The following is a 24,684-nucleotide window of genomic DNA, read 5'->3' on the forward strand; positions in this document are numbered from 1 at the left end:
ACTTAGTAATAGTTTTTTGAGTCTGGTTTTTCCAGACTTTTTTATTGCTTTGATATTTAATGAAACGAATATTTTTAATTTGATCGCAATTATGGTAAAATTAAACTGTATTATTAGACTTTCGACATATAAGGGACCGATTTAATGGCAAATATTTTAAAGAAACTTTATAACGCTGATAAGCGTGAATTGAAAAAATTTGAAAAGATTGCAAAAAAAGTTGAAAGCTATGCTGACGAAATGAGCAAGCTTTCCGATGAAGAATTAAAAGCAAAAACACCAGAATTTCGTAAACGTTTAAAGAACGGTGAAACTTTGGATGACATTTTGCCAGAAGCTTTTGCTGTTTCTCGTGAAGGAGCAAAGCGTGTTTTAGGCTTATATCCATTCCATGTTCAAATCTTAGGTGGGATTGCTTTACACTTTGGTAATATTGCTGAAATGATGACTGGTGAAGGTAAGACTTTGACTGCCACAATGCCAGTTTATTTGAATGCCCTTGAAGGTAAAGGGGTTCACGTTGTTACGGTTAACGAATATTTAGCAAGCCGTGACGAAAGCGAAATGGGTCAGCTATACAAGTGGCTTGGCTTAACTGTTGGCTTAAACTTAAACTCAATGTCACCTGATGAAAAGCGTGAAGCATATAACTGTGATGTTACTTATTCAACCAACTCAGAACTTGGTTTTGATTACTTGCGTGATAACATGGTTGTTTATAAGGAACAAATGGTTCAACGTCCTTTAAACTATGCCATCATCGATGAGGTTGACTCAATTTTGATTGATGAAGCGAGAACGCCATTGATTATTTCTGGTCAAGCTGAACAAGCTAATAGTGACTATATTCGTGCTGACCGCTTTGTTAAGACTTTGCTTGAAGACAAGAGCGATGACGAAGAAGATGAAGCTTCAGATGTAGATCAAGGCGATTACAAGATCGACTGGCCAACTAAGACCATTTCATTGACAAGAACTGGAATTGAAAAGGCCTGCAAGCACTTTGGCTTGAAGAACCTGTACGATGTTGAAAACCAAAAACTTGTTCACCACATTGATCAAGCTTTGCGTGCAAATTACATTATGCAGAAGGATATTGACTACGTTGTTCAAAACGGCGAAGTAATGATCGTTGATTCATTTACTGGACGTGTAATGGAAGGCCGTCGTTATTCAGACGGTTTGCACCAAGCTATTGAAGCAAAAGAAGGAGTTAGGATTCAAGAGGAATCTAAGACTCAAGCAACGATTACCTACCAGAACTTCTTCAGAATGTATAAGAAATTGTCAGGGATGACTGGTACTGCAAAAACTGAAGAAGAAGAATTCCGTGAAATTTACAACATGCAGGTAATCACTATTCCTACAAACCGGCCAATTATCAGAAAAGATATGCCTGATATTCTTTACCCAACTTTGGATTCAAAATTCCATGCTGTTGTTGAAGAAATTAAAAATCGTCACGCTAAGGGACAACCTGTTTTGGTTGGTACGGTTGCAATTGAAAGCTCAGAACGTTTGAGCAAGATGCTTGATCAAGCAGGTATTCCTCACGCAGTTTTGAACGCTAAAAACCACGCTAAGGAAGCCGCAATTATTATGAATGCTGGTCAACGTGGAGCAGTGACGATTGCCACTAACATGGCTGGTCGTGGTACTGATATTAAATTAGGGCCTGGTGTTAAAGAACTTGGCGGTTTAGCCGTTATTGGTACTGAAAGACACGAGTCACGTCGTATCGATAACCAGCTTCGTGGACGTTCTGGTCGTCAAGGTGACCCTGGTTATTCTCGGTTCTACCTTTCACTTGAAGACGATTTGATGAAGCGTTTTGGTGGAGATAGAGTAAAGGACTTCTTGGACCGTCTATCTGATAATGATGATGATAAAGTTATTGAAAGTCGTTTGATCACGCGTCAAGTTGAATCAGCTCAAAAACGTGTTGAAGGTAACAACTACGATACTCGTAAACAAACACTGCAATACGATGATGTTATGAGAATTCAGCGTGAAATCATTTACGGTGAAAGAATGCAAGTCATTGAAGCTGACAAATCATTGAAAGATGTTCTTATTCCAATGATTCACCGAACAATTGACCACCAAATCAACATGTTTACTCAAGGTGATCATAAAGATTGGCGTGTTGACTCACTGCGTGACTTTATCGTTTCAAGTTTAACCAATGAAGAAGTTGCTGATTCAATTGATTACAAGACGATTAGCGTTAAGGATTTAAAGCAAAAACTTTATGATATCGTAGAAAAGAACTTCGAAGAAAAAGAAAAAGCTCTTGGCGATCCATCACAAATGCTTGAGTTTGAAAAGGTAGTCATCTTACGGGTGGTTGACGATCATTGGACTGATCATATTGATGCAATGGATCAATTGCGGCAATCAATTGGTCTTCGTGGTTATGGTCAATTGAACCCATTGGTTGAATACCAAGATTCTGGTTACAGAATGTTTGAAGAAATGATTTCAAACATTGAATTTGATGTAACTCGTTTGTTCATGAAAGCAGAAATCAGACAAAACTTAAGTAGATAATGAAAGAGGGAGAAAGCAATGAGTTTTCTCCTCTTTTTTTGAAAAGGGAAGCAATGGAAATTAGTGAAATTCAAAGTGTGCTAGACGATTTGAAGAAGCGTTTAGATCACTTTAGGGGGTCTCTTTGACTTAGATGCAATTGACGAAAGCATCGGAATCAATGAACAAAAAATGGCAGAGCCGAACTTTTGGAATGATCAGGATCAGGCTCAAAAATTAATTAGTGAAATTAATCTTTTAAAAGAAAAAAGAGATTCCTTTCTTGAATTGAAAAAGGAATATGAAGATGAAACGACAGCTCTTGAATTAATCAAAGAAGAGCCAGATAAGGAGCTGCAGGAAGAAGTTGAAAACAATTTAACTCATCTGCAGTCTGCTTTTCATAATTATGAGCTAGACTTGCTTCTGTCGGGCAAATATGACAGTCATAATGCCTTGGTTGAAATTCATCCTGGTGCAGGTGGAACGGAAGCAATGGATTGGGCTAGCATGCTACTGAGAATGTATCAGCGATACTGCGAGAGTGTTGGCTTTAAGTTTGAAATCAATGACTATGAGCCAGGTGAAGAAGCTGGTGTAAAGAGCGTTAGCATTCGAGTAAGTGGCAAAAATGCCTATGGGATGCTGAAGTCTGAAAATGGCGTGCACCGTTTGGTTAGAATTTCGCCATTCGACTCTGCTAAAAGAAGGCACACTTCATTTGCCTCTGTAGAAGTTATTCCAGAAATAGACGATAGTATTAAAATTGATATTGATCCTAAAGATTTACGAATTGATGTTTATCGTTCTAGTGGTGCTGGCGGTCAGCACATTAATAAAACTTCAAGTGCGGTAAGAATTACCCACTTGCCTACTGGAATTGTAACGACTTCTCAGGCTCAGCGTTCTCAATTGCAAAACCGCGAGACAGCGATGAATGAATTGCGAGCTAAGCTTTTCCATTTGGAAGAAGAAAAGAAGAGAAAGCAAAAGCAGGCACTTAAGGGCGATCAAAAAGAAATCGGCTGGGGTTCACAGATTCGTTCATATGTTTTCCATCCTTATAATCTGGTTAAAGATCTGCGCACCAACTATGAAACAGCTGATGTTAATGGGGTAATGGATGGCAAATTGCAGCCGTTTATTTATGCCTATTTGCAGTGGCGCTTAAGTCAAGAAAACCCAGATTAGAATTAGTCCATTATTAGATGAGGCAAAAAAATGGTAGAATCAGTAAAATTAACTAAATTAATTCGTGATATCAGCATTATTCATGTCTATGAAGGAGAAAGCTACGTTGCCGATAAGGAGATTAAAGTTTCAGATATTTATCGACCTGGCCTTGAATTAACCGGCTATTTTGACTTTTATCCAAAGCAGCGAATTCAATTGTTGGGTCGTACTGAAATCTCTTATGCGGCTCGGCTTGATCATGATATTCGGACGCATGTTTTTAAAAAAATGTGTACGCCTGATACCCCTTGCTTTTTAATTTCACGTTCTTTGCCAATTCCTGAAGAATTAAAGCAAGCAACCGATGAAGCTAAAATTCCTATTTTGCAATCGGCTAATTCCACAACCTACTTATCAAGTATTTTGACGGATTATTTGCGGCAAAGATTGGCAGCTAGAACCAGCATCCACGGCGTTTTGGTTGAAATCAAAGGTATGGGTGTGCTTTTGACAGGTGCATCTGGTGTTGGTAAGTCTGAAACCGCCTTAGGTCTGGTTCAACGTGGCCACCGTTTAATCGCAGACGATCGGGTTGACGTTTATCAAAAAGACCATGAAACTGTCATGGGTGAAGCCCCTAAGATTTTGAAGCACCTAATGGAAATTCGTGGAATTGGTATTATTGATGTTATGAACCTCTTTGGTGCCGGTGCTGTAAAAGACAGAACGGAAATTCAATTAGTGATCAACTTGGTCAACTGGGATAAGAATGCCAATTACGACCGACTGGGCTTTAATGAAGACACGCGTGAAATATGCAATGTTGCAATTCCACAAGTAACGATTCCAGTTAAGGTTGGACGCAATATTGAAATCATTATTGAAGTTGCAGCAATGAACTTCAGAGCTAAGAAAATGGGCTATGATGCCACCCAAGTCTTTGATGATAATTTAGCAAATTTGATTTCTGACAATTCTAGAAAAGATACGAAAAGAGAAAATAATCAAAAATGATTTTCTGTGTACTAAACCGTAATGCCATCCAAATTGGCAATTTTAGCGTCAAATGGTATGGCGTTATCATGGCAGTAGCAATTGTCCTGGCTACTTGGATGTCAATTAGCGAAGGCAAAAAGCGACATATCATGAGTGATGACTTTGTTGACTTATTGCTATGGGCGGTACCTTTAGGCTATGTCGGTGCCCGGATTTATTATGTTATTTTTGAATGGGGCTATTATTCACAGCATCCTGATCAGATTATTGCGATCTGGAATGGTGGAATAGCGATTTATGGCGGTTTAATTGCCGGCCTGATCGTTTTGCTTGTCTTCTGCTATAAAAGAATGCTGCCGCCATTTTTGATGTTGGACATCATTGCTCCCGGAGTCATGGCTGCTCAAATTTTGGGTCGCTGGGGCAATTTTGTTAATCAAGAAGCCCATGGTGGACCGACTACCTTGCATTTTCTACAAAGCTTGCACTTGCCAGAATTTATTATTCAACAAATGAAAATCGGTGGAGTCTATTATCAGCCAACGTTTCTTTATGAATCCTTTTTTAATCTAATAGGATTAATAATTATCTTAAGTTTGCGCCATAAAAAACATTTTTATAAACAGGGCGAAGTTTTTATGTCATACTTATTATGGTATTCGATAGTCAGATTCTTTGTTGAAAGATTGCGAACGGATAGTTTGTATATTTTCGGTATAATTCGAGCATCACAGGCCTTGAGCTTAATTTTATTTATAGTGACATTGATTTTATTGATCTATCGTCGTGTCAAAGTTAAGCCAAAGTGGTATCTTGATGGTAGTGGTTTAAAATATCCATATACGAGATAGAAGAAATTCAGTTAGAAAGATTGAGAGACAAAATGACAAAAATTGCAGTTTTAGGTAATGGTTCATGGGGCTCGGTGTTGGGTTCCATGCTCGCTGATAATGGTAATGACGTAATTCTTTACGGTAACATCGATAAAGTAAATGAAGAAATCAATGCTACTCATACTAACAGCCATTACATGAAGAATTGGAAGCTAAATCCAACCACTTCAGCAACTGGAGACCTTGAAAAAGCTTTGGATGGTGCAGAGATCGTCTTATTCGTATTACCAACCAAAGCTGTTAGAATTGTTGCTAAAAATGTACGCAAAGTTTTTGATAAAACGGGTGCTAAGCCATTGCTTGTGACTGCTACCAAAGGGATTGAACCAGGAAGCAAGAAGCTGATTTCAGAAATTTTAACTGAAGAGGTTTATCCAAACGACAGTGACAAGATTGTTGCTATTTCAGGCCCAAGTCATGCAGAAAACGTTGCTCAAAAAGATTTGACAGCGATTGCTTGTGCTTCAGAAAATGAAGAAAATGCCAAGTTTGTGCAAAAGAAGTTTTCTAACAACTACGTTCGTTTCTACACCAATGATGATTTGATCGGTGTTGAAGTTGGCGGTGCCGTGAAGAACGTAATTGCAATTGCTGCCGGTATTTTAGTTGGTAAAAAATACGGCGATGATGCTAAGGCTGCCTTAATGACTCGTGGTCTTGCAGAAATTACCCGTTTGGGTGTTAACTATTTTGGTGCTAAGCCAATGACCTTCAGTGGTTTAGCAGGTATTGGTGATTTGATTGTAACTTGTACTTCAGTTAACTCAAGAAACTGGCGTGCTGGAAAGCAAATTGGTGAAGGCAAGAGCTTAGATTATGTATTGAAGAACATGGGCCAAGTTGTTGAAGGTGCTACTACAGTTAAAGCTGTCCATGAATTAGCTCAAGAAAAGAACATCGATATGCCAATTAGTGAAGCAGTTTACCGTGTTCTTTACGAAGATGCTGATATTGATGAAGAAATTAAAAAGATGATGGGCAGAAGTCCTAAACCTGAAATTCGTCTTTAATAAAAGAGAAAGGAGTGTCTGTTAATGCAGGCACTTTTTTATATCTTAAAGTTGTTTATAATCAAATTTGTTGTCAGAACGTTTTAATCATAGTAAAATACACTTATGAAAAGTAAGGAAAGGGCATAACAAATGGCAAAAGAATATGATGTAATTATTATTGGTGCCGGCCCCGGTGGATTAACTGCAGCACTTTATGCAGCTCGAGCAAATTTAAATGTTCTAATTTTAGACCGTGGACCTTATGGCGGACAAATGAATAATACTGATGCAATTGATAATTATCCTGGTTTTACCGAAGTTAAAGGACCAGAACTTGCAGAAAAAATGTATCAGTCAGCAATGAAATTCAAGCCTGATTTCGAATACGGTGATGTACAAGCTGTGAGTCTTGATGGTGAGAATAAAATTGTTAAGACAGATACAGCTGAATATACGGCCAAGGTTGTCATCATTGCTTCGGGTGCTGATCATAAAAAGCTTAATGTTCCTGGTGAAGAAGAATATTCTGGCAGAGGAGTTTCCTATTGTGCCGTCTGTGATGCAGCCTTCTTTAAGGATGAAGACGTTGCCGTAATTGGTGGTGGAGATTCCGCAATTGAAGAAGGAATTTATCTTTCACAATTAGCTAAATCCGTGACGGTTATTCACCGCAGAGATCAATTGCGTGCCCAACCTGATTTGCAAAAGAAGGCTTTTGCCAATAAAAAGATGAAATTTATCTGGAACGCACAAACACAAGCAATTGAAGGTGATGGCAATAAAATTACCGATATTGCTTATAAAGATAAGAAGACCGGTGAAGAAAAGAAATTGCAAGTTGCCGGCGTTTTCATCTATGTTGGTGTAATTCCGCAAACGGCTCCATTCAAGAATCTCGATATTTTGGATGAATATGGCTGGGTTAAGACGGATGATCATATGCGGACAAAAGTTCCTGGCATTTTAGCTTTAGGGGATGTTCGTGCCAAAGATTTGCGTCAAATTGCAAATGCGGTTGGAGACGGCAGCATCGCAGGTCAAGAAGCATATAATTATCTTCAAAATTTAGATGACTAACATTATAGACTCACTTAACTTAAGTGGGTCTCTTTTTTTACAAAAAATAGTACAATATTAACTGAGAATTTAATTTTAGATAAGAATTGAGGCATTCATGTTAGCAAAAGAAATTTATGAACAATGGCAAGCTGCTACTAATTTGCCAGATTATTTACAAGATCAATTAAATACTTTAGGTAAAGATGAAAAATGGATTGAAGATGCATTTGGTCAGGATATCAATTTCGGAACGGCTGGAATGCGTGGACGTCTAGAACCTGGAACTAATCGAATTAATTTGTTTACAATTGGTCGCGTGACTGAGGGGTGGGCCCGCTTAATCGATGAAAATGGTGAAGAAGCTAAAAAGCGTGGTGTTGCTATTTCTTTTGATTCACGTTACCACTCAAGAGAATTCGCAGAACATGCTGCAAGAATTTTGGGTGCCCATGGCATTCACGTCTACTTGTTTGATGACTTGCGCCCAACGCCAGAATTGTCATTTGCCGTTCGTTATTTGCATACTTTTGCAGGTATTAATATCACGGCTTCACATAATGCCAAGCAATACAACGGTTATAAGGCATATGGCGAAGATGGTGCACAGATTGCGCCAGAACATGCTAATCGTTTATTTGCATATGCACAAAAGGTAAAGGATATCTTTTCTGTTAAGGCTGCTCCGGTACCACAACTCCGTGCGGATGGTCTTTTGCAATTAATTGGTGAAGATGTTGATGAAGCCTATCTTGAACACTTGAAACAAGTCAACATTGATACAGAAATGATCAAGCAAAACGCCGATAAGCTAAAAATTATTTATACTCCGCTTCATGGTACAGGCAAGATGCTGTATGATCGTGCATTTAGACAAGGCGGCTTTGATAATATTATTCCTGTTCCGAGTCAATCAATTATTGACCCAGAATTTCCGACAACAATCAAACCTAATCCTGAATACCGTGACGTTTTCAAACCAGGCTTCAAATTGGCCGATAAAGTTAATGCCAACGTCATTATTGCTACTGACCCAGATGCCGATCGTATGGGTGCCGCAGTTAGAAAAGGCAATGGCGACTTCCAAGTATTGACTGGCAATCAAATTGCCACCTTAATGGCATATTACTTATTGGTTCACTTGAAAGAAAGCGGCAAGCTGGATGCAAATTATGAAATTGTCACTTCAGTAGTTTCAAGTGCTTTGCCATTTAAGATTGCTAAGGATTTCGGAATTAAAACCAAACATGTTTTAACTGGATTCAAGTACATCGGCGAAGAAGTCGATCGTATGAACAAAGCGCAGGATGCTAAATTCTTGATGGGCTTTGAAGAAAGCTATGGCTACTTATTTAAGCCGTTTGCTCGTGATAAGGATGCTATGCAGGGAGCTTTAATGTTTGCAGAAGTAGCTAGCTATTATGCTTCTAAGAACATGACCGTTTTTGATGGCTTGCAAGAAATCTGGAAGAAATACGGCGTTGCTTATGAAATTACTAAAGCAATTGAAATGCCAGGAATCGGTGGCCAAAAGAAGATGGCAGAATTAATGAGTCGTCTTCGTCAAGAGCATTTGTCTGAAATTAATGGTGCCAAAGTAGTTAAAATTCAAGACTTCGAAGAACAAACAACGACTTTAAATGGCAATTCAGAAGCCTTAACTGGTTTTCCAAAATCAAATGTTTTGAAATACTTCTTAGATGATGAAACCTGGGTGGCTTTACGTCCATCCGGTACCGAGCCTGTTATTAAGGCATATGTTGGCGTTAACCGGAAGGATATTGAAACTGCAGAAAAAGCTGCTGAAGATTATCAAGATGCTTTGTCAAAACTGTTAAAATAATGCAAATTTAGTGCGAAAGCACGTTCGATGTAGTAAAATTGAAGACGTTAAAATAAGAAAGTTGGGCTTTTAGTCCAACTTTTTTTACGAGGAGTCTTTGGCAAATGATTAAACGACAAGAAAATCGCAAATTCGAACTAGTTTCTAAATACAGTCCTGCTGGTGACCAGCAACAAGCAATTGATAAACTTACCGCTGGTTTTAAAAAAGAATATAAAGAACAGATTCTTGAAGGTGCCACGGGAACGGGTAAAACTTTCACAATGGCCAATATCATTGCTAAATTAAATAAGCCAACTTTGGTAATATCGCACAATAAAACTTTGGTTGGACAACTATATGGCGAATTTAAGAGCTTTTTTCCGCATAATGCTGTTGAATATTTTGTATCCTACTATGACTATTATCAGCCGGAAGCTTATGTTCCGCAGTCAGATACTTACATTGAAAAAGATTCTGCGATCAATGATGAAATCGATCAGCTTCGTCACGCTGCCACCTCAGCCTTGATGGAAAGAAACGATGTTATTGTCGTGGCTTCTGTTTCATGTATTTATGGATTAGGTGATCCACGGGAATACGCAAGAAGCGTTTTGACTTTGCATGAAGGTGATGAGATTGAGCGAAACGTCTTATTGCGGGATCTCGTCAACATTCAATATGATCGTAACGATATCGACTTTGGACGTGGTCGTTTCCGCGTTCGAGGCGATGTTGTTGAAGTCTTCCCAGCCGGTAATTCCAAACATGCTTATCGGATTGAATTTTTTGGCGATGAAATTGATCGTATTGTCGAAATCGACTCTCTGACTGGTAAAATTTTTGGTGAACGGGAAAGTATTTCATTATTCCCAGCTACGCACTTCATGACTAACGATGAACAGATGCGGCGTGCATTGCAAGCTATTTCTCAGGAAATGAACGTTCAAGTCAAAAAATTCGAAGGCGAAGGCAAGTTGCTTGAAGCGCAAAGGATTAAGCAGCGAACGACTTATGATATGGAAATGATGAGTGAAGTTGGCTACACTAACGGTATTGAAAACTATTCTCGCCATATGGAAGGGCGGAAGGCCGGTGAACCACCATATACTTTGCTTGATTTCTTCCCAGATGACTTTTTGATTTTAATCGACGAATCCCATGCTACAATGCCGGAATTAAGAGCGATGTACAATGGTGACCGTAATCGTAAGAAAACGTTGATTGATTATGGTTTCCGTTTGCCATCTGCTTTGGATAATCGTCCACTTAAGCTTTCTGAATTTGAAAAACATGTCAACCAGATTTTATATGTCTCCGCTACACCCGGAGATTATGAATTAGAACGGACCAATCATAAGGTTGAACAAATTATCCGACCAACCGGATTGCTGGATCCTAAAGTAGAAGTTCGCCCAATTGAAGGGCAGATCGATGATCTGGTTGGTGAAATCAACAAACGCATTGAACGAAATGAGCGTGTTTTTGTAACTACGCTTACTAAAAAGATGGCTGAAGATTTAACCGATTATTTGAAGGATCTTGGGATAAAGGTTCGCTATCTTCACTCCGATATTAAAACGCTGGAACGAATGCAAATTTTACGCGATTTGCGACTGGGCAAGTTTGACGTTTTGATTGGAATTAACCTTTTGCGTGAAGGAATTGACGTTCCTGAAGTTTCGTTGGTTGCAATTCTGGATGCGGATAAAGAGGGGTTCTTAAGAGCATATCGGCCATTAGTTCAGACCATGGGTCGGGCTGCTCGTAACGCTCACGGTGAAGTAATCATGTATGCTGATTCAATTACCGACTCAATGCGCGAAGCGATCGATGCAACTAACCGTCGGCGCAAGATTCAGATGGAATTCAATAAAGAACATGGCATAACGCCAAAAACAATTATCAAGCCAATTCGGCAAGCAATTTCAGCGACCAAGCAAGTTGATGACAAGGATAAAAAGTCGGATAGCTTTGCTGATTTGAACTTCGATGAATTAACAAAGAAGCAAAAAGAAAAGATGATCGACAGTCTCAAAGCACAAATGCAAGAAGCTGCCAAAAAACTCGATTTTGAAGAAGCAGCCAATTTGCGGGACGCAATGATGGAATTGCAAAAATCAGTCAAGAAGCCGATTAAGAGAAAAGGGAAGACATTCAATGGCAAATGATCAAATCGTAATTCGTGGTGCTCGCGAACACAATCTTAAAGATGTGAATTTAACAATTCCCAAGAATAAGCTGGTTGTGGTAACGGGCTTATCTGGTTCAGGCAAAAGTTCTTTAGCTTTTGATACCTTATATGCAGAAGGAAGACGGCGTTATGTTCAGTCTCTTTCGAGCTATGCGCGGCAATTTTTAGGACAAATGGATAAGCCAGATGTTGATTCAATCGATGGCTTAAGTCCTGCAATTTCCATCTACCAAAAGACGACATCGCATAATCCTCGTTCAACAGTTGGTACGGTTACAGAAATCAATGATTACCTTCGCTTGTTATGGGCAAGAGTTGGCACGCCAATTTGTCCAAATGATGGTACTGTGATCGAGCGTCAGAGTGTGGATCAAATGGTCGACCGCATCATGGCTTTGCCTGAACGCAGCAAAATTCAATTGTTTGCACCAGTCATTCGTGACAAGCGCGGTGAGCATAAGGAAGTTTTCAAACGGGTTCAACGTGCTGGTTATGTGCGCGTGGTTGTCGATGGAGAAATGCATGAAATAGGCGAAGATTTTTATCTTAAAAAAAACAAGCGCCACTCAATCGATATCGTAGTTGATCGTTTAATCGTTAAGCCAAGCATTCGTTCACGCCTGTTTGATTCAGTTGAAGCTGCATTGCGTTTGTCTGATGGCTATATGAACGTTGATGTGATTGGTGGCAAGATGCTTAACTTTTCTGAGTACTATGCTTGTCCAAAATGTGGCTTCACAGTGGGTGAAATGGAACCACGATTATTTTCATTTAATGCCCCATTCGGTGCTTGTCCGGCCTGTGATGGTTTAGGGATGAAGCTTTCAGTTGATGAAGATTTAGTTATCCCCGATAAAAGCAAAACTTTGGCAGAGGGTGCACTTATTCCCTGGAAGAATTCCAAATATTATAGCGGCATGTTGGAACAAGCCTGTGCAGCTTTGAAAATTCCAATGGATAAGCCGTTTAATAAATTAACCAAACACCAAAAAGAAACAATTTTATTTGGTTCAAAAAAGGCCGTTGAATTCCATTTAACAGGTGATTTTGGCGTTAATGATACCACACAGCCATTTGAAGGAATCATGGTCAATATTGATCGACGCTATCGCCACCCAATGTCAAAATTCATGCGGGATGTGATGGGCAAATACATGACGGAATTAACCTGTGCGACCTGTCATGGCAAGCGTTTGAATGAAAAAGCTTTGGCTGTAAAAATTGATGGCAAGGATATTGCTGAAGCCTCAGATTTATCAATCGATAAAGCACTTAAATTCTTTAAGCAGCTAAAGTTAAATGGGCAAAAGACCACGATTGCACGACCGATCTTGAAAGAGGTTAGAGATCGTCTTTCCTTCTTGGTGAGCGTTGGACTTGATTATCTGACTTTGTCACGTTCTGCTAATACTTTGTCTGGTGGTGAGGCACAGCGAATCAGGTTAGCCACCCAAATTGGGTCTAACTTGTCCGGCGTTATGTATGTGCTAGATGAACCTTCAATTGGTTTGCACCAGCGTGACAATGATCGTTTGATCAAGTCTTTGAAACACCTGCGGGATTTGGGCAATTCGCTGATTGTTGTTGAACACGATGACGAAACTATGCGGCAGGCCGATTATTTGGTTGATATGGGTCCTGGTGCTGGTGTATATGGCGGCAAGGTGATGGCTGCTGGTACCCCGCAAGAAATTGAAAAGAATCCTAATTCTTTAACCGGCCAATATCTTTCTGGCAAAAAGTTCGTACCTGTTCCGCTTAAACGCCGTAAAGGCAATGGCAAAAAGATCACAATCAAGAGTGCAGCTGAAAACAATTTAAAAAATATCAATGTTGATTTTCCACTTGGAAAACTGATCGTGGTGACAGGTGTTTCTGGTTCAGGCAAATCAACTCTGGTTAATATGATTTTGAAACGGGCTCTAGCACAAAAGCTAAATCATAATTCAACTAAACCAGGTAAATTTAAGAGTATTACTGGATATAAAAATATCGAAAAAATTATTGATATTGACCAGAGTCCAATTGGCAGAACGCCGCGCAGCAATCCAGCAACTTATACTAGCGTATTCGATGATATTAGAGCGCTGTTTGCGCAAACCAATGAAGCAAAAATGCGCGGCTATACCAAGGCTCGCTTTTCATTCAATGTTAAAGGTGGCAGATGTGAAGCCTGTCATGGCGATGGAATTATCAAGATTGAGATGAACTTTTTACCGGATGTTTATGTGCCTTGCGAGGTCTGCCATGGTACGCGTTATAACTCTGAAACGCTCGAAGTAACTTACCGTGAAAAGAATATTGCCCAAGTGTTAGACATGACGATCAACGAAGCAACGGAGTTTTTCAAGAACATTCCAAAAATTGAACGCAAGCTGCAAACTATTGTCGATGTAGGTCTGGGCTATGTAAAACTTGGTCAGTCTGCAACTACTCTTTCCGGTGGTGAAGCTCAAAGAATGAAACTGGCTGCCGAATTGCAAAAATTGTCGACAGGCAAAAACTTCTATATTCTGGATGAACCAACGACTGGTCTGCATACAGATGATATAAAACGACTGATGAATGTTCTCCAACGTTTGGTTGATGAAGGAAACACCGTTTTAATTATTGAACACAACTTAGATGTGATTAAGTGTGCGGACTGGCTGATTGATCTTGGACCAGAAGGCGGCGATGGCGGCGGCATGGTCGTAGCTACAGGAACGCCAGAAGAAATAGCAGAAGTTAAAGAAAGCTATACCGGCCAATATCTTGCTCCTGTTTTAAAGAGAGACACTGAATTGACAAAAGAAGCTAAGAAGTCAAATAAAACAAAATAATTATTTTATTATTTTCTAATTAGTGTAGAATGAAGAACAAGGAGGATAAACCATGGATAGTTTTTCTAGAGATAATAATCGTGGCTTCGACTGGGGTGCATTTATTGCCGGTATTTTGATGGTCGTAGTTGCATTTTTGCTTATTCGTAACCCTGAAAAAGGTTTGCATGCCTTTGTTTTAGTATTCGGGATTGTTTCAATTTTACAAGGTCTTGTTTGGCTGGCTGGCTACTCACGCTTCCGTCAATTCTTCTCACGCAGCTGGGTAACTTTAGTCTCAGGTATTCTTGATATCGTCGTGGGTATTTTATTCTTATGTTCATACGATATCGGCGGCTTAACAATTGCCTACCTGTTCGCTATTTGGTTCTTCGTTGATTCAATTGTCGGAATCAGTTTTTCATGGCACTTGAAGGACTTTTCAAAAGGCTACTTCATTTTCAATTTAATTATGAACATTTTAAGTTTGATTATCGCTGTTGTCTTAATTTTGAATCCAATTTTAGCTGCTCTTAGCTTGATCTGGTTGGTTGCGTTTTGGCTTTTGGTATTCGGTATTAACGAAATTATCACTGCTTGGATGCACCGTTAATTTAAAGAAATAACAAAAGGAGCCGAGAGGCTCTTTTTGTTTTTGAAAAGATTTAAAAGAAACACCCGGTATGCTATAATTAATTAGATAGGAGAGAGCACTATGGCTGATGAGAAAAAACAATTATTAATTGTGACCGGGATGAGTGGGGCCGGAAAAACGGTTGCTGCCCATGCCCTTGAAGATATGGGATATTTTGTCGTCGATAATTTGCCACCGACTTTGCTGGGGAGTTTTTGGGATTTGATTATCAATTCCAATGATTTCAAAAAAGTTGCTGTTGTAATCGACCTGCGTGTTAAGGACTTTTACAATGATTTGCTTAATGAAGTCAATTCTCTGGAAGATAACGGCAATGTGCAAGCAACGATTGTCTTTCTAGATTGCTCCGATGATACTCTGGTAGCAAGATATAAAGAAACAAGACGGCTTCCACCTTTAGCCACCAATGGCCGCCTTCTTGATGGAATTCAAGAAGAAAGACGAATTTTAACGCCAATCAAGAATAGATCAAATTACATTATTGATACGTCCAAAATTTCTACTAAAGAATTAAAACAGAAGCTTTTGAGTGAATTTAGCGATCGCAAACGTCAGCCATTCTCTATTGAAGTTATGTCATTTGGTTTCAAATATGGGATGCCGATTGATGCTGATATTGTGATGGATGTCAGGTTCTTGCCAAATCCATTCTATATTCCTGAATTAAGACCATTTACGGGTCTTGATAAGCGCGTATTTGATTACGTCATGAATAAGGAAGAAACACAGGCTTTTTATAAAAAGCTGCTTGATTTGCTGAATACTGCGATTCCGGGCTATATTAAAGAAGGCAAGGAAAAGCTGACAATTGCAATCGGCTGTACTGGTGGCCAGCACCGCAGCGTTTCGATTGCTCAACAATTGGCCCGCGATTTAGCTAAAAAGTATCCTGTTGATATTACTCACCGTGAAGTAAGTCGTTATCTAAGAAAGTAGGTGGCATAAGTGTCATATGCAGAAAACAGAATCATTAGAGTTATTAAAGGCAGACGGCCACGTGTTGTAGTTATTGGCGGTGGTACAGGCTTGCCAGTTATTCTCAATGCTCTAAAAGATCAAAATGCTGAAATCACCGCGATTGTCACTGTATCAGATGATGGTGGCTCTTCAGGTACGATCCGCAACTTTATTAACGTTGTTCCACCTGGTGATATTAGAAACGTTTTGGTTTCTTTAAGTGATATTTCTCAAGAAGAAAAGGATGTTTTCCAGTATCGATTTGATTCATCGGATTCATTCTTCTCAGGTCATGCTATCGGTAATTTGATTATTGCTGCTTTGAATGAAATGCATGGAAATATCTTCGATGCTGTTCAAAGTTTATCAAGGATGATGCATGTCGATGGGCACGTTTTTCCGGCTTCGAATGAACCGTTGACTTTAAATGCGGAATTTGTTGACGGGACTAAAGAATCTGGTGAAACGGAAATTACTTCAAAAGATAAAAGAATCAAACGAGTTTGGGTAACTGACACCGATGATGAGCAGCCAACGGCGGTGCTGCCTGTTTTAGCAGCTATTATGCAGGCTGATGCCGTTGTACTTGGCCCAGGAAGCTTATTTACTTCGATTTTGCCTAACTTGATGATTTCAAACTTAGGTCAAGCAGTTCGCGAAACCAAAGCTGAAGTAATTTATATTTGCAACATTATGACTCAGCGTGGTGAAACTGATCACTTTAGTGATGCCGACCACGTACGCGTTATTAATGAGCATTTGGGCGGACATTATATCAATACGGCATTGGTTAATGGCGCTAAAATCGATATGAGCAAATTCCACCCAGAAGATTATGATGAATACCTTGAACCTGTAAGAAATGATTTTAAAGGTTTAAGAGAACAAGAATGCCGAGTAATTACGGACGACTTTATTGATCAGCGTCATGGTTTGGTCTTCCATGACGGACATAAGGTTGGTAAAGAAATTATCAATTTAGCTTTCGAAGCGATGTCAAGAAAGCGTATGGATGAAGATAATGGCTAGTTATGCTAGCGATGTGAAAAAAGAGCTAACTTCTTTAGAGGTGCATCCGGAACACGCTAAAGCCGAGTTAGCTGCTTTTTTGCGAATGAACGGGGTTTTAAATCTTCACGATCACCAATTTAGTCTAGATATTACAACTGAAAATCCAGCCATTGCTAGAAGAGTTTTTACTTTAATTAAAGTTGCTTTTGGTGTTGAGCCGTTATTGATCGTTTCCCGTAAGATGAAATTAAAGAAGAATAATCAATATCTGGTTCGGCTGCAGCAAAAAGTAAACGATATTTTGGAAGCATTGCAGATTTGGGATCCAGAAAAGGGCTTGATTACCCGTGTACCCGAACGAATTATGAATTCCCACGAAGGAGCAATGTCTTATTTGCGAGGTGCCTTTTTGGCCGGTGGCAGCGTAAACAATCCGGAAACCAGTCGTTATCATTTGGAAATTTATTCTACTTATGAAGACCATAACGAAGATCTGGCTAAGCTGATGAATAAGTATTTTTACTTAAATGCAAAGACAACCAAGCGGCGCAGTGGCTACATTGTTTATTTAAAGGAAGCTGAAAAGATCGGAGACTTTTTGCATATTGTTGGGGCATTGAATGCAATGCTGTCTTTTGAAGATTTGAGAATTATGCGTGATATGCGCAATTCAGTTAATCGATTGGTAAATTGCGATACCGCTAATTTGAAAAAAACAGCAACAGCAGCCGCAAAGCAGGTAGAAGATATTCAACTGATCGATGAGAAAAAGGGCATTGATAGCCTTCCTGAAAAGTTGCAGAATTTGGCTAGATTCCGTTTGACACATCCAGAACTTTCCTTAAAAGAGGTAGCTGAACAAGTACCGGATGGCCCAATTTCAAAATCAGGCGTTAACCATCGCTTTAAACGTTTGCATGAAATTGCTGATAATTTAAGAGACTAAAAAAAGACGAAGGAAATTTTTCCTTCGTCTTTTGCTTTAACTAGCAGAACTATTACTTCTTCTTGTTGACCATAATCTCATCGATCAAGCCATATTCCTTAGCTTCTTCAGCAGTTAAGTAGTTGTCACGTTCGGTATCCTTTTGAATCTTGTCCAAAGGTTGACCAGTAGTTTCGTGCAAAATTTTGTTGATCTTCTTACGGCTCTTCAAAATTTCATCAGCTGCGATTTGAATATCAGTCTGTTGACCTTGAGCACCACCCAGTGGTTGGTGAATCAAAACGGTAGAGTTAGGTAAAGCAAAACGCTTGCCTTTAGTACCGCTGGTCAAAAGAATTGAAGCCATTGAAGCAGCCAGCCCAATTGCAATTGTTGAAACATCTGACTTAATAAAGTTCATTGTATCCATAATTGCAAGACCAGAAGTGATAACACCACCTGGAGAATTGATGTAAAGTGAAATATCTTTTGTATTGTCTTGTGCGTCAAGAAATAATAATTGGGCGATAATTGAATTGGCCATTTGGTCATTGATTTCGCCATGAAGCATAATAATTCTGTCTTTTAATAGGCGTGAGTAAATGTCATAAGCACGTTCACCACGCGCAGTTTGCTCAATAACTGTAGGTACAAGCATATATTTGCCTCCTCAAAAATCATTAGCACTCTTTCAAGTACAGTGCTAATTAAATCACTTACGCACATGACTGTCAAACAAAGTGTATTGATTTTGTATTTTTTATTTCAGCACTTTTATATTACAATAGCATTATCTGAGTATTTAGGTAATGGAGGAAACAATTTGAACTATAAGAAATTTTTAGCCGTAGGTTCAGTTGCGTTGTTTGGTGTTGGCTTATTTGGTTTTGCCAATGGTGTAAATGCTGCTTCTACTGATGAAGCCACTACTAGCAAAAAAACAGATACAACCAAAAAGGCCGCTCAAACAGTAACTAGTTATCAATTAATGACCAAGGTTGCCGGTAGCAAAAACTACACGGTGTGGAAAAATGTTCGTAACGGTAAGGTTTCTACCAAAGTGGCAGACGCAATTAATTTCCGTTATAACCACATTCAATCAAACCAAAGCATTAAAACCAGCAAGTATACTTATTGGTTGATTTATGTCGATGGTCGTCGTGTAGGTTGGGTAAACCAACGTTACTTTGCTCGAAACAAGATTTCTGTTCCTAAGACAGTTTCTTTGGTAAACAATCCAAATTATAGTTTCAATACTAGAGACGCAATTAGCTATGCAACCGATAGCACTGGTACTGTTGTTGACAATACTGAAGTAACAGTTTCAAAAGATACCATTGATTGTGGTACTGCTGGTACTACCAAAGTTACATATTCTTATGGATCAGGTTCAGCAACTTCAACTGTAACAGTTAGAAAGACTACTTCTGAAGGTATTGCTGATGCTGATAAGGTTACAGCTAAGACAGGTACCAACAAGTTACCCAGTTGGGTTAGCCACTATGGTGCATCTTTGAACTACTTAAGTCCAACAGATTTCACCGCAGAAACTAAGACCCACAGCTGGACCAGTGATGATATGACTTTAACTACTAGATTATATCAACCAGTCTTCTTAAGCGTTGAGACTGATACTACTCGTGATGGTAATATCAACCGTGTAGGTCATATTCCAGAAGGGGTTACTGTTTCAGATGGGTGGGCATACACTAGTTTATTAAGTCACATCAACTTGACTTCTGGTCACGTCGTTGGCTACAACTTGAACAAACTTGTAAGTCCATACAACCCACAATATTTATTAACCATGTCACAAAGCAAATTTAATACTTACGTTAAGAACATTAAGGTAAGTCCATATGTTCCAATTGGCCACGGTCAATCAATGGGTGCAAGTTCTAAGTATGTTTACTTATTGGCTAATGACAATAGTAAAGTTGACTCCGATGCTTCTGAAGAAATCATTCAACTTAACAAGACTGATTTAACTATCCACAAGATCTGGACCATTAAATGCTGGAATGGCAGCAGCGCATCACCACGCTACTTCAAGAATGCCGTTATCGTTAACGATTACTTGATGTATGGCCTTTACTACGATTCAACTAAAGATCGTTATGAATACTGGAGATTTGACCGTACCGGTGATAACTGGAACCCAACTATTGTTGGTGCAACCAGCAGCACTTTTGTAGGCAATAACGAACCAGTTCAAGGCTTTACTTATGATTCTACTAACAAGAACTTCTACATTGCTTTTAACGATTTGATCGTTCGTTTAGGCACTGATGGTACTATCAAGAAGTCATACACATTTACTACTGGACGTGAAATTGAAGGCATCTCAGTCAGCGACAACAAGTTATACGCTAACTTGGCTCAACGTGCTGAATTGCTTGAAAGCAACAGTCTCAAGTAAGACAAATAAAAACAGCTAAAGCAATCTTGGCTTTAGCTGTTTTTTTGTGCTTTCTTTTCTAATTTTTGACATTCTGAACACAGACCGTAGATTTCCAGGTGACTGGAAAAGGCATTAAATCCGGTTTGTTTCTCAGCCTCAACTCGCATTTTATTTTCAATCTGATCAAAATTTGGGTAAAAAACATCAGAAATTTTGCCGCAATTTTTACAAATGATATGAAAATGGGGCTTCATGAAAAAGTCATAGTGAGTCGAATTATCACCGTTTTTAATCTCAATTACAATGCCAACACTGATCAGAGTGTTTAAAGTATTATATATCGTTGCCTTGTTAAGCTGCTGATCATGGGCCAGATCGGTATATATTGTATCCACAGTAGGATGATTGTGATGTTCCATCAGATATTCCAGTATCTTTTGTCTAGGCCTAGTTGCCTTTAAATGATGATCATGAAGAATATCTTTAGCACTAGTCAATTTTCTCACCTCATATTTCTAAGCTGAGTTTAGCATTAAAAAAATAAAACCGCCCGAAAAAGGACGGTTTTATTTATAATTATTCTAAATATGATTAACTTAATTTGGCGTCTTGATGCTTTTTGATAGCAGGCAAGATAATACCCAAAGCGATCAAGATAATTGGCGTAATGATATTTAAGAACAAGGTAAATGGATCTGGTGAGTAAATTCCCATGATACAGCAGGCTGCAGTAACAAAGAAACACCAAATTCCGGCTGTGTAGGCCAAGCCTTGATGCTTAGTCATCTGATAAGTAGTGTTTTTAGCAAATTTTTGCTGTTGCTTTCTTAACGCAATGTAGGCTGCAAATACCCAAAGGTAACGCATTGGCATTGTAGTTGAGTTCAATTTAACCAGTTGAGCCATAACTGCTTGAGCATTTGGAAGCAAAGCTTGGGCTACGATTAAGCCACCAGAAAGGATGATAACCATCCAGATACCATTGATATATGCGCCATGTTTGTTAAGTTTCAACAAGCGCTTAGGAATATACTCTTTTGCTTCCTTGCTTCCCAAAAGCATTCTAAGTGGCGCATCGATACTGATTACCAAAGTAGAGAACTGACCAATAACGTTGCACCAAGAATAGATGTACATGAGTAAGCCGCCAACATGGTAGTATTGCCCCAATTTATCAAAGGCTATATATGCACCGTTAGAAATGTATTCGTTCAAGTTGTTGTTAACAACTTTAGGATCAAACATCAAAGCCATAGCAAATGTTCCTAAAATAGCGGATACCATAACCATAATCGCTAAGGCCATCATTGCCTTAGGGAAGTTTTTTGATGGATCTTTAACCTTATTTACATAAGGAGAAATCTTTTCACAGCCACCAACCCCGAATACCAAGATGGATAGTGAGGTTAGGTATTTAACATTGAAAGTTGGCATCAAATTCTTCCAATTCCAGTTAATGCTGTAATAAGAAGCATGTGGATTAAGTGCAGGAGCTGCAAACATCATGATGATGAATAGAATTGACATGATAAACATTGAAGTTCCGGCAACTGTGGCTAAACCTTTAAGAACAGGAATACCACGACTGGCAACCCAGCAGAAGAATAAGAAGACAGCTAAGGTGGCTAATTGTGTGGTAAAGGTTGGCAAGGCATCATACCAATTAGTATTGCCAAAAATGCCCCAAGCCATAGCTCTCAAACCACCGGTACCTTTACTTGAAATATAAACAACGTGACAAGCCCAATAGGTCCAACCTGCATAGTAGGCCCATTTGGCACCCATTGTGGCGTTAACCCATGAGGAAACACCACCTTCGGAGTTTTTAAAAGTAGCACCAAGTTCACCAACCATTAGTGCATAAGGAACAAAATAAAGCAGGAACATGACGATCCAGCTGAAAATAACTCTTGTTCCGTCGAAGTAGACATAACCATTAACAACGTTACCAAAGCCCCAGACAGTTGAGAAGGCCATCATTGCTAAGGTAGTCCACATCATTTTTTTTTGATTATTTTCCGTTTCTACCATAAATATCTCCTATATCTAAAAACAATTGTGAACTTTTTACATTATACTCTACATATATATATAATACCTCTGCATTAATATTCTTCTAATAAAAAACTAGTAATTGATAAATGAAATAATATGCTAAAATACTAGAGTATTAGTTTCTTTTGCTTTGGAGGAATATGAATGAAAAGTAAATGGAAATTTGCTGCCATAGCAGCAGGTATTTTGTTAGCAAGTTCAGTAGGTATCGCAAGCAATGAAACAGTTTCTGCTAAAAGCTACAGCAAAGCTGTGACTAAAATTGCAGGTACAGGCAACTATGCAATTTATCATCGCGTAACTAAAAATGGTCCATCTGGGAAATTTACTTCCACTAAATATTTTAAGAATGGCCAAATTCAATCTAAGAAATACCTTTCTACAAAGAAAGGCAACTTCTGGGATATTTACGTCGATGGACGTCATGTCGGCTGGGTAGTCAAAATTTCTTTGCAAGAAATAAGATTTCTGTAGCCGGAAGCGTTGATTTAGTCAGTGGATCAAGCTATTCATTCCCAACTAGAGACGCAATTAACTACGTTACTGACAGCCAAGGTACGGCCATTAATCCAAGCAAGGTCAATGTTTCTCAAAGTAGCGTCTCTTCAAAATCAACAACTGTAAAGTATAGTTACGGTAAAGCACAAGCTTCAGTGCAAGTAAATGTTCACCAAAATTATCCAGCTTCACCATCCGCTTCAGTTAAAAAAGGCCTTACCGAAGTTAGTCCATGGAAGGGATCATCGAAGAGCTCTTCAAGAAATTGGAACAGTGCACACGGTTATCGCTCAGAAACTACTGGCAATACTTTTAAGAGCAACGGTTTGACATTGAAGACAAGATTGTTCCAGCCACGGTTTGTAAGTTTAGGCTACAACCAAGCTGCAGACACAATGGGTCAAGTTGGCGTTATTCCGGAAGGTATGACTGTTAATGGTGGTATTTTCACTACTTCAATGTTCACTAGCTCATCCAGTCAATATGGCCACTTGGTTTCCTATAACTTAAATGCACTTAAGAGCAAAACTGCTGCACAGAATTTGACTACCATGAAATGGAGCACTTTTAAGAGCTATGCTAAGAACATCAAGGTTTCACCGTATATTAAATTGGGTCATGGTCAGTCTTTAGGTTCATCCAGTGCTTATATTTATGTAATGGCTAATGATAATAATTATAGAAACGGCAATCGTGCAGAAGAAATTTTGCAAATCCGCAAGAGCGATATGAAGATCAACAAGATCTGGACTTTCCAAATCGCAGATAACCGTTACATCCACAACGCAACTTTCAGTGGTGATGGTACAATGTATGCTTTGTTCCATAATGGTGGCAATGGCTACTATAAATACTGGAAGCTTACTTTAAGCAATGACGTTTGGCATGCAACTGAAGTCGGCGCAACAAAAGGCAATTTTGTGAAGAACGGTGCTCCTGTTCAAGGTTTTGCTTATGGCAATGGTCACTTCTACGTAGGCTTTAACGATAATATCTTTAAGGTCGCAGAAAATGGTACTGCAGAAAAACATTACCGCTTCAATGTTCGTCGAGAAATCGAAGGAATTTCTGCAAGTGGTTCTAAGCTTTATGTTCAATTTGCACAAAGAGCTGAATTAACTTCAGGTACTGCAAATTAGTTTTTTAATTAAATGAGCTGTCCTATTTGGGACAGCTTTTTTGTTTCCATATTTAAAATGCGTAAAAAAGTTTTGCTTTTTAAATGTAATGCAAATTTTGACTAAAATACGTTATCATAAATACTAACGTAAAAATTAACAAGAATAGCAAGTAGGATATAGTGATGAAAAACAACAAGTTGCTTCACTAATAAGAAGTGAAAGCTTTATTGAACTAATTAAATATGGCTTGATTGGAGTTTTAGGCTTGGTCGTTGATTTCGGCATATATTGGCTATTAGCGATTTGTCTAGAAATCAATCCTGAACTGGCAAATTTTATTTCTTCAAGTTGCGGCTTAATCAATAATTCTTTCTGGAACTTTATGCCAACTTCAAAGTGAATGATCATATGTGGCGGCGGTCTGTTGAATACTATCTAGTAGGACAAATCACGACACTGTTTACAACAGCATGCATCTTCATTTTTGTAACGCTGTTAGGTCAAAACGCATTAGTGTTAAAGATCGTCTCAACCATTATTGCAACTTTAATTCAGTTTGTTGTTAATAAAGCAATTACCTTCAAGAAGTAGGAAAGTGACAAAGA

General features: G+C 38.8%; 17 protein-coding genes and 2 pseudogenes. 16 read left to right on the top strand and 3 right to left on the bottom strand.

What is annotated here, in order from left to right:
- Positions 1–144: 144 nt before the first annotated feature.
- The 13 genes from secA to whiA all read left to right on the top strand — a co-directional run bounded on the left by secA (position 145) and on the right by whiA (position 18,025).
- Positions 145–2,550: a preprotein translocase subunit SecA gene (gene secA, locus B2008_RS07945; RefSeq protein ID WP_281829852.1), complete on the top strand. Its 2,406-nt coding sequence runs from the start codon at positions 145–147 to the stop codon at positions 2,548–2,550.
- Between the two features lie 53 nt (positions 2,551–2,603).
- A protein-coding gene (gene prfB / locus B2008_RS07950) for a peptide chain release factor 2 (RefSeq protein WP_281829851.1) occupies positions 2,604–3,720 on the top strand; the annotation gives its coding sequence in 2 pieces (ribosomal slippage) (positions 2,604–2,675 and positions 2,677–3,720; 1,116 coding nt in all).
- Positions 3,721–3,750: 30 nt separating this feature from the next.
- Positions 3,751–4,716 (top strand): HPr(Ser) kinase/phosphatase, encoded by a 966-nt coding sequence (gene hprK, locus B2008_RS07955; RefSeq protein WP_281829849.1) that lies wholly within the window; start codon positions 3,751–3,753, stop codon positions 4,714–4,716.
- On the top strand, positions 4,713–5,549 hold the full coding sequence (gene lgt, locus B2008_RS07960; RefSeq protein ID WP_281829847.1) for a prolipoprotein diacylglyceryl transferase: 837 nt from the start codon (positions 4,713–4,715) through the stop codon (positions 5,547–5,549). Before hprK ends, lgt begins: the two co-directional genes overlap by 4 nt.
- 32 nt (positions 5,550–5,581) lie before the next feature.
- Positions 5,582–6,601 carry an NAD(P)H-dependent glycerol-3-phosphate dehydrogenase gene (locus tag B2008_RS07965; protein WP_281829846.1) on the top strand — a complete coding sequence of 340 codons (1,020 nt, stop codon included), beginning with the start codon at positions 5,582–5,584 and terminating at the stop codon, positions 6,599–6,601.
- A 132-nt stretch (positions 6,602–6,733) separates the two neighbouring features.
- Positions 6,734–7,660: a thioredoxin-disulfide reductase gene (gene trxB, locus B2008_RS07970; protein ID WP_006351855.1), complete on the top strand. Its 927-nt coding sequence runs from the start codon at positions 6,734–6,736 to the stop codon at positions 7,658–7,660.
- Between the two features lie 97 nt (positions 7,661–7,757).
- On the top strand, positions 7,758–9,482 hold the full coding sequence (locus tag B2008_RS07975) for a phospho-sugar mutase (protein ID WP_281829845.1): 1,725 nt from the start codon (positions 7,758–7,760) through the stop codon (positions 9,480–9,482).
- Between the two features lie 104 nt (positions 9,483–9,586).
- Entirely contained in the window at positions 9,587–11,632 is a 2,046-nt protein-coding gene (gene uvrB, locus B2008_RS07980) for an excinuclease ABC subunit UvrB (protein WP_281829844.1), read from the top strand.
- Positions 11,622–14,477 (top strand): excinuclease ABC subunit UvrA, encoded by a 2,856-nt coding sequence (gene uvrA, locus B2008_RS07985; RefSeq protein WP_281829843.1) that lies wholly within the window; start codon positions 11,622–11,624, stop codon positions 14,475–14,477. The genes uvrB and uvrA overlap by 11 nt, the downstream gene beginning before the upstream one ends.
- Before the next feature lie 52 nt (positions 14,478–14,529).
- Positions 14,530–15,069, top strand: a complete 540-nt coding sequence (locus B2008_RS07990) for an HdeD family acid-resistance protein (protein ID WP_281829842.1) — start codon at positions 14,530–14,532, stop codon at positions 15,067–15,069.
- Between the two features lie 102 nt (positions 15,070–15,171).
- Complete coding sequence (gene rapZ / locus B2008_RS07995; protein ID WP_006351850.1) at positions 15,172–16,047, top strand: RNase adapter RapZ; 876 nt, start codon at positions 15,172–15,174, stop codon at positions 16,045–16,047.
- Between the two features lie 9 nt (positions 16,048–16,056).
- A complete protein-coding gene (locus tag B2008_RS08000) occupies positions 16,057–17,097 on the top strand; it encodes a gluconeogenesis factor YvcK family protein (RefSeq protein ID WP_281829841.1) in 1,041 nt (346 codons plus the stop codon).
- Positions 17,090–18,025, top strand: coding sequence for a DNA-binding protein WhiA (gene whiA / locus B2008_RS08005; protein ID WP_281830073.1), 936 nt, complete (start codon positions 17,090–17,092; stop codon positions 18,023–18,025). The genes B2008_RS08000 and whiA overlap by 8 nt, the downstream gene beginning before the upstream one ends.
- A gap of 52 nt (positions 18,026–18,077) precedes the next feature.
- On the opposite strand, the gene clpP is transcribed toward whiA, so the two are convergent.
- Positions 18,078–18,662 (bottom strand): ATP-dependent Clp endopeptidase proteolytic subunit ClpP, encoded by a 585-nt coding sequence (gene clpP / locus B2008_RS08010; RefSeq protein WP_281829840.1) that lies wholly within the window; start codon positions 18,660–18,662, stop codon positions 18,078–18,080.
- 165 nt (positions 18,663–18,827) lie between these two features.
- On the opposite strand from clpP, the gene B2008_RS08015 reads away from it, so the two are divergent.
- On the top strand, positions 18,828–20,423 hold the full coding sequence (locus tag B2008_RS08015) for a GW dipeptide domain-containing protein (protein WP_414672004.1): 1,596 nt from the start codon (positions 18,828–18,830) through the stop codon (positions 20,421–20,423).
- A gap of 32 nt (positions 20,424–20,455) precedes the next feature.
- Here the strand turns inward: B2008_RS08015 and B2008_RS08020 are convergent, their stop codons facing one another.
- Entirely contained in the window at positions 20,456–20,902 is a 447-nt protein-coding gene (locus B2008_RS08020; protein ID WP_281829838.1) for a Fur family transcriptional regulator, read from the bottom strand.
- A 94-nt stretch (positions 20,903–20,996) separates the two neighbouring features.
- Positions 20,997–22,436, bottom strand: a complete 1,440-nt coding sequence (locus tag B2008_RS08025) for an APC family permease (protein ID WP_281829837.1) — start codon at positions 22,434–22,436, stop codon at positions 20,997–20,999.
- Positions 22,437–22,604: 168 nt separating this feature from the next.
- Here B2008_RS08025 and B2008_RS08030 point away from each other — a divergent pair.
- Both B2008_RS08030 and B2008_RS08035 read left to right on the top strand, forming a co-directional pair.
- Positions 22,605–24,097 (top strand): annotated as a pseudogene (locus tag B2008_RS08030) (hypothetical protein).
- 190 nt (positions 24,098–24,287) lie between these two features.
- Positions 24,288–24,670: pseudogene (locus tag B2008_RS08035) on the top strand (GtrA family protein).
- The last annotated feature ends 14 nt before the right edge of the window (positions 24,671–24,684 follow it).

The sequence above is a fragment of the Lactobacillus sp. UBA5813 genome, assembly GCF_002417895.1.
Lineage (GTDB): Bacteria > Bacillota > Bacilli > Lactobacillales > Lactobacillaceae > Lactobacillus > Lactobacillus amylolyticus.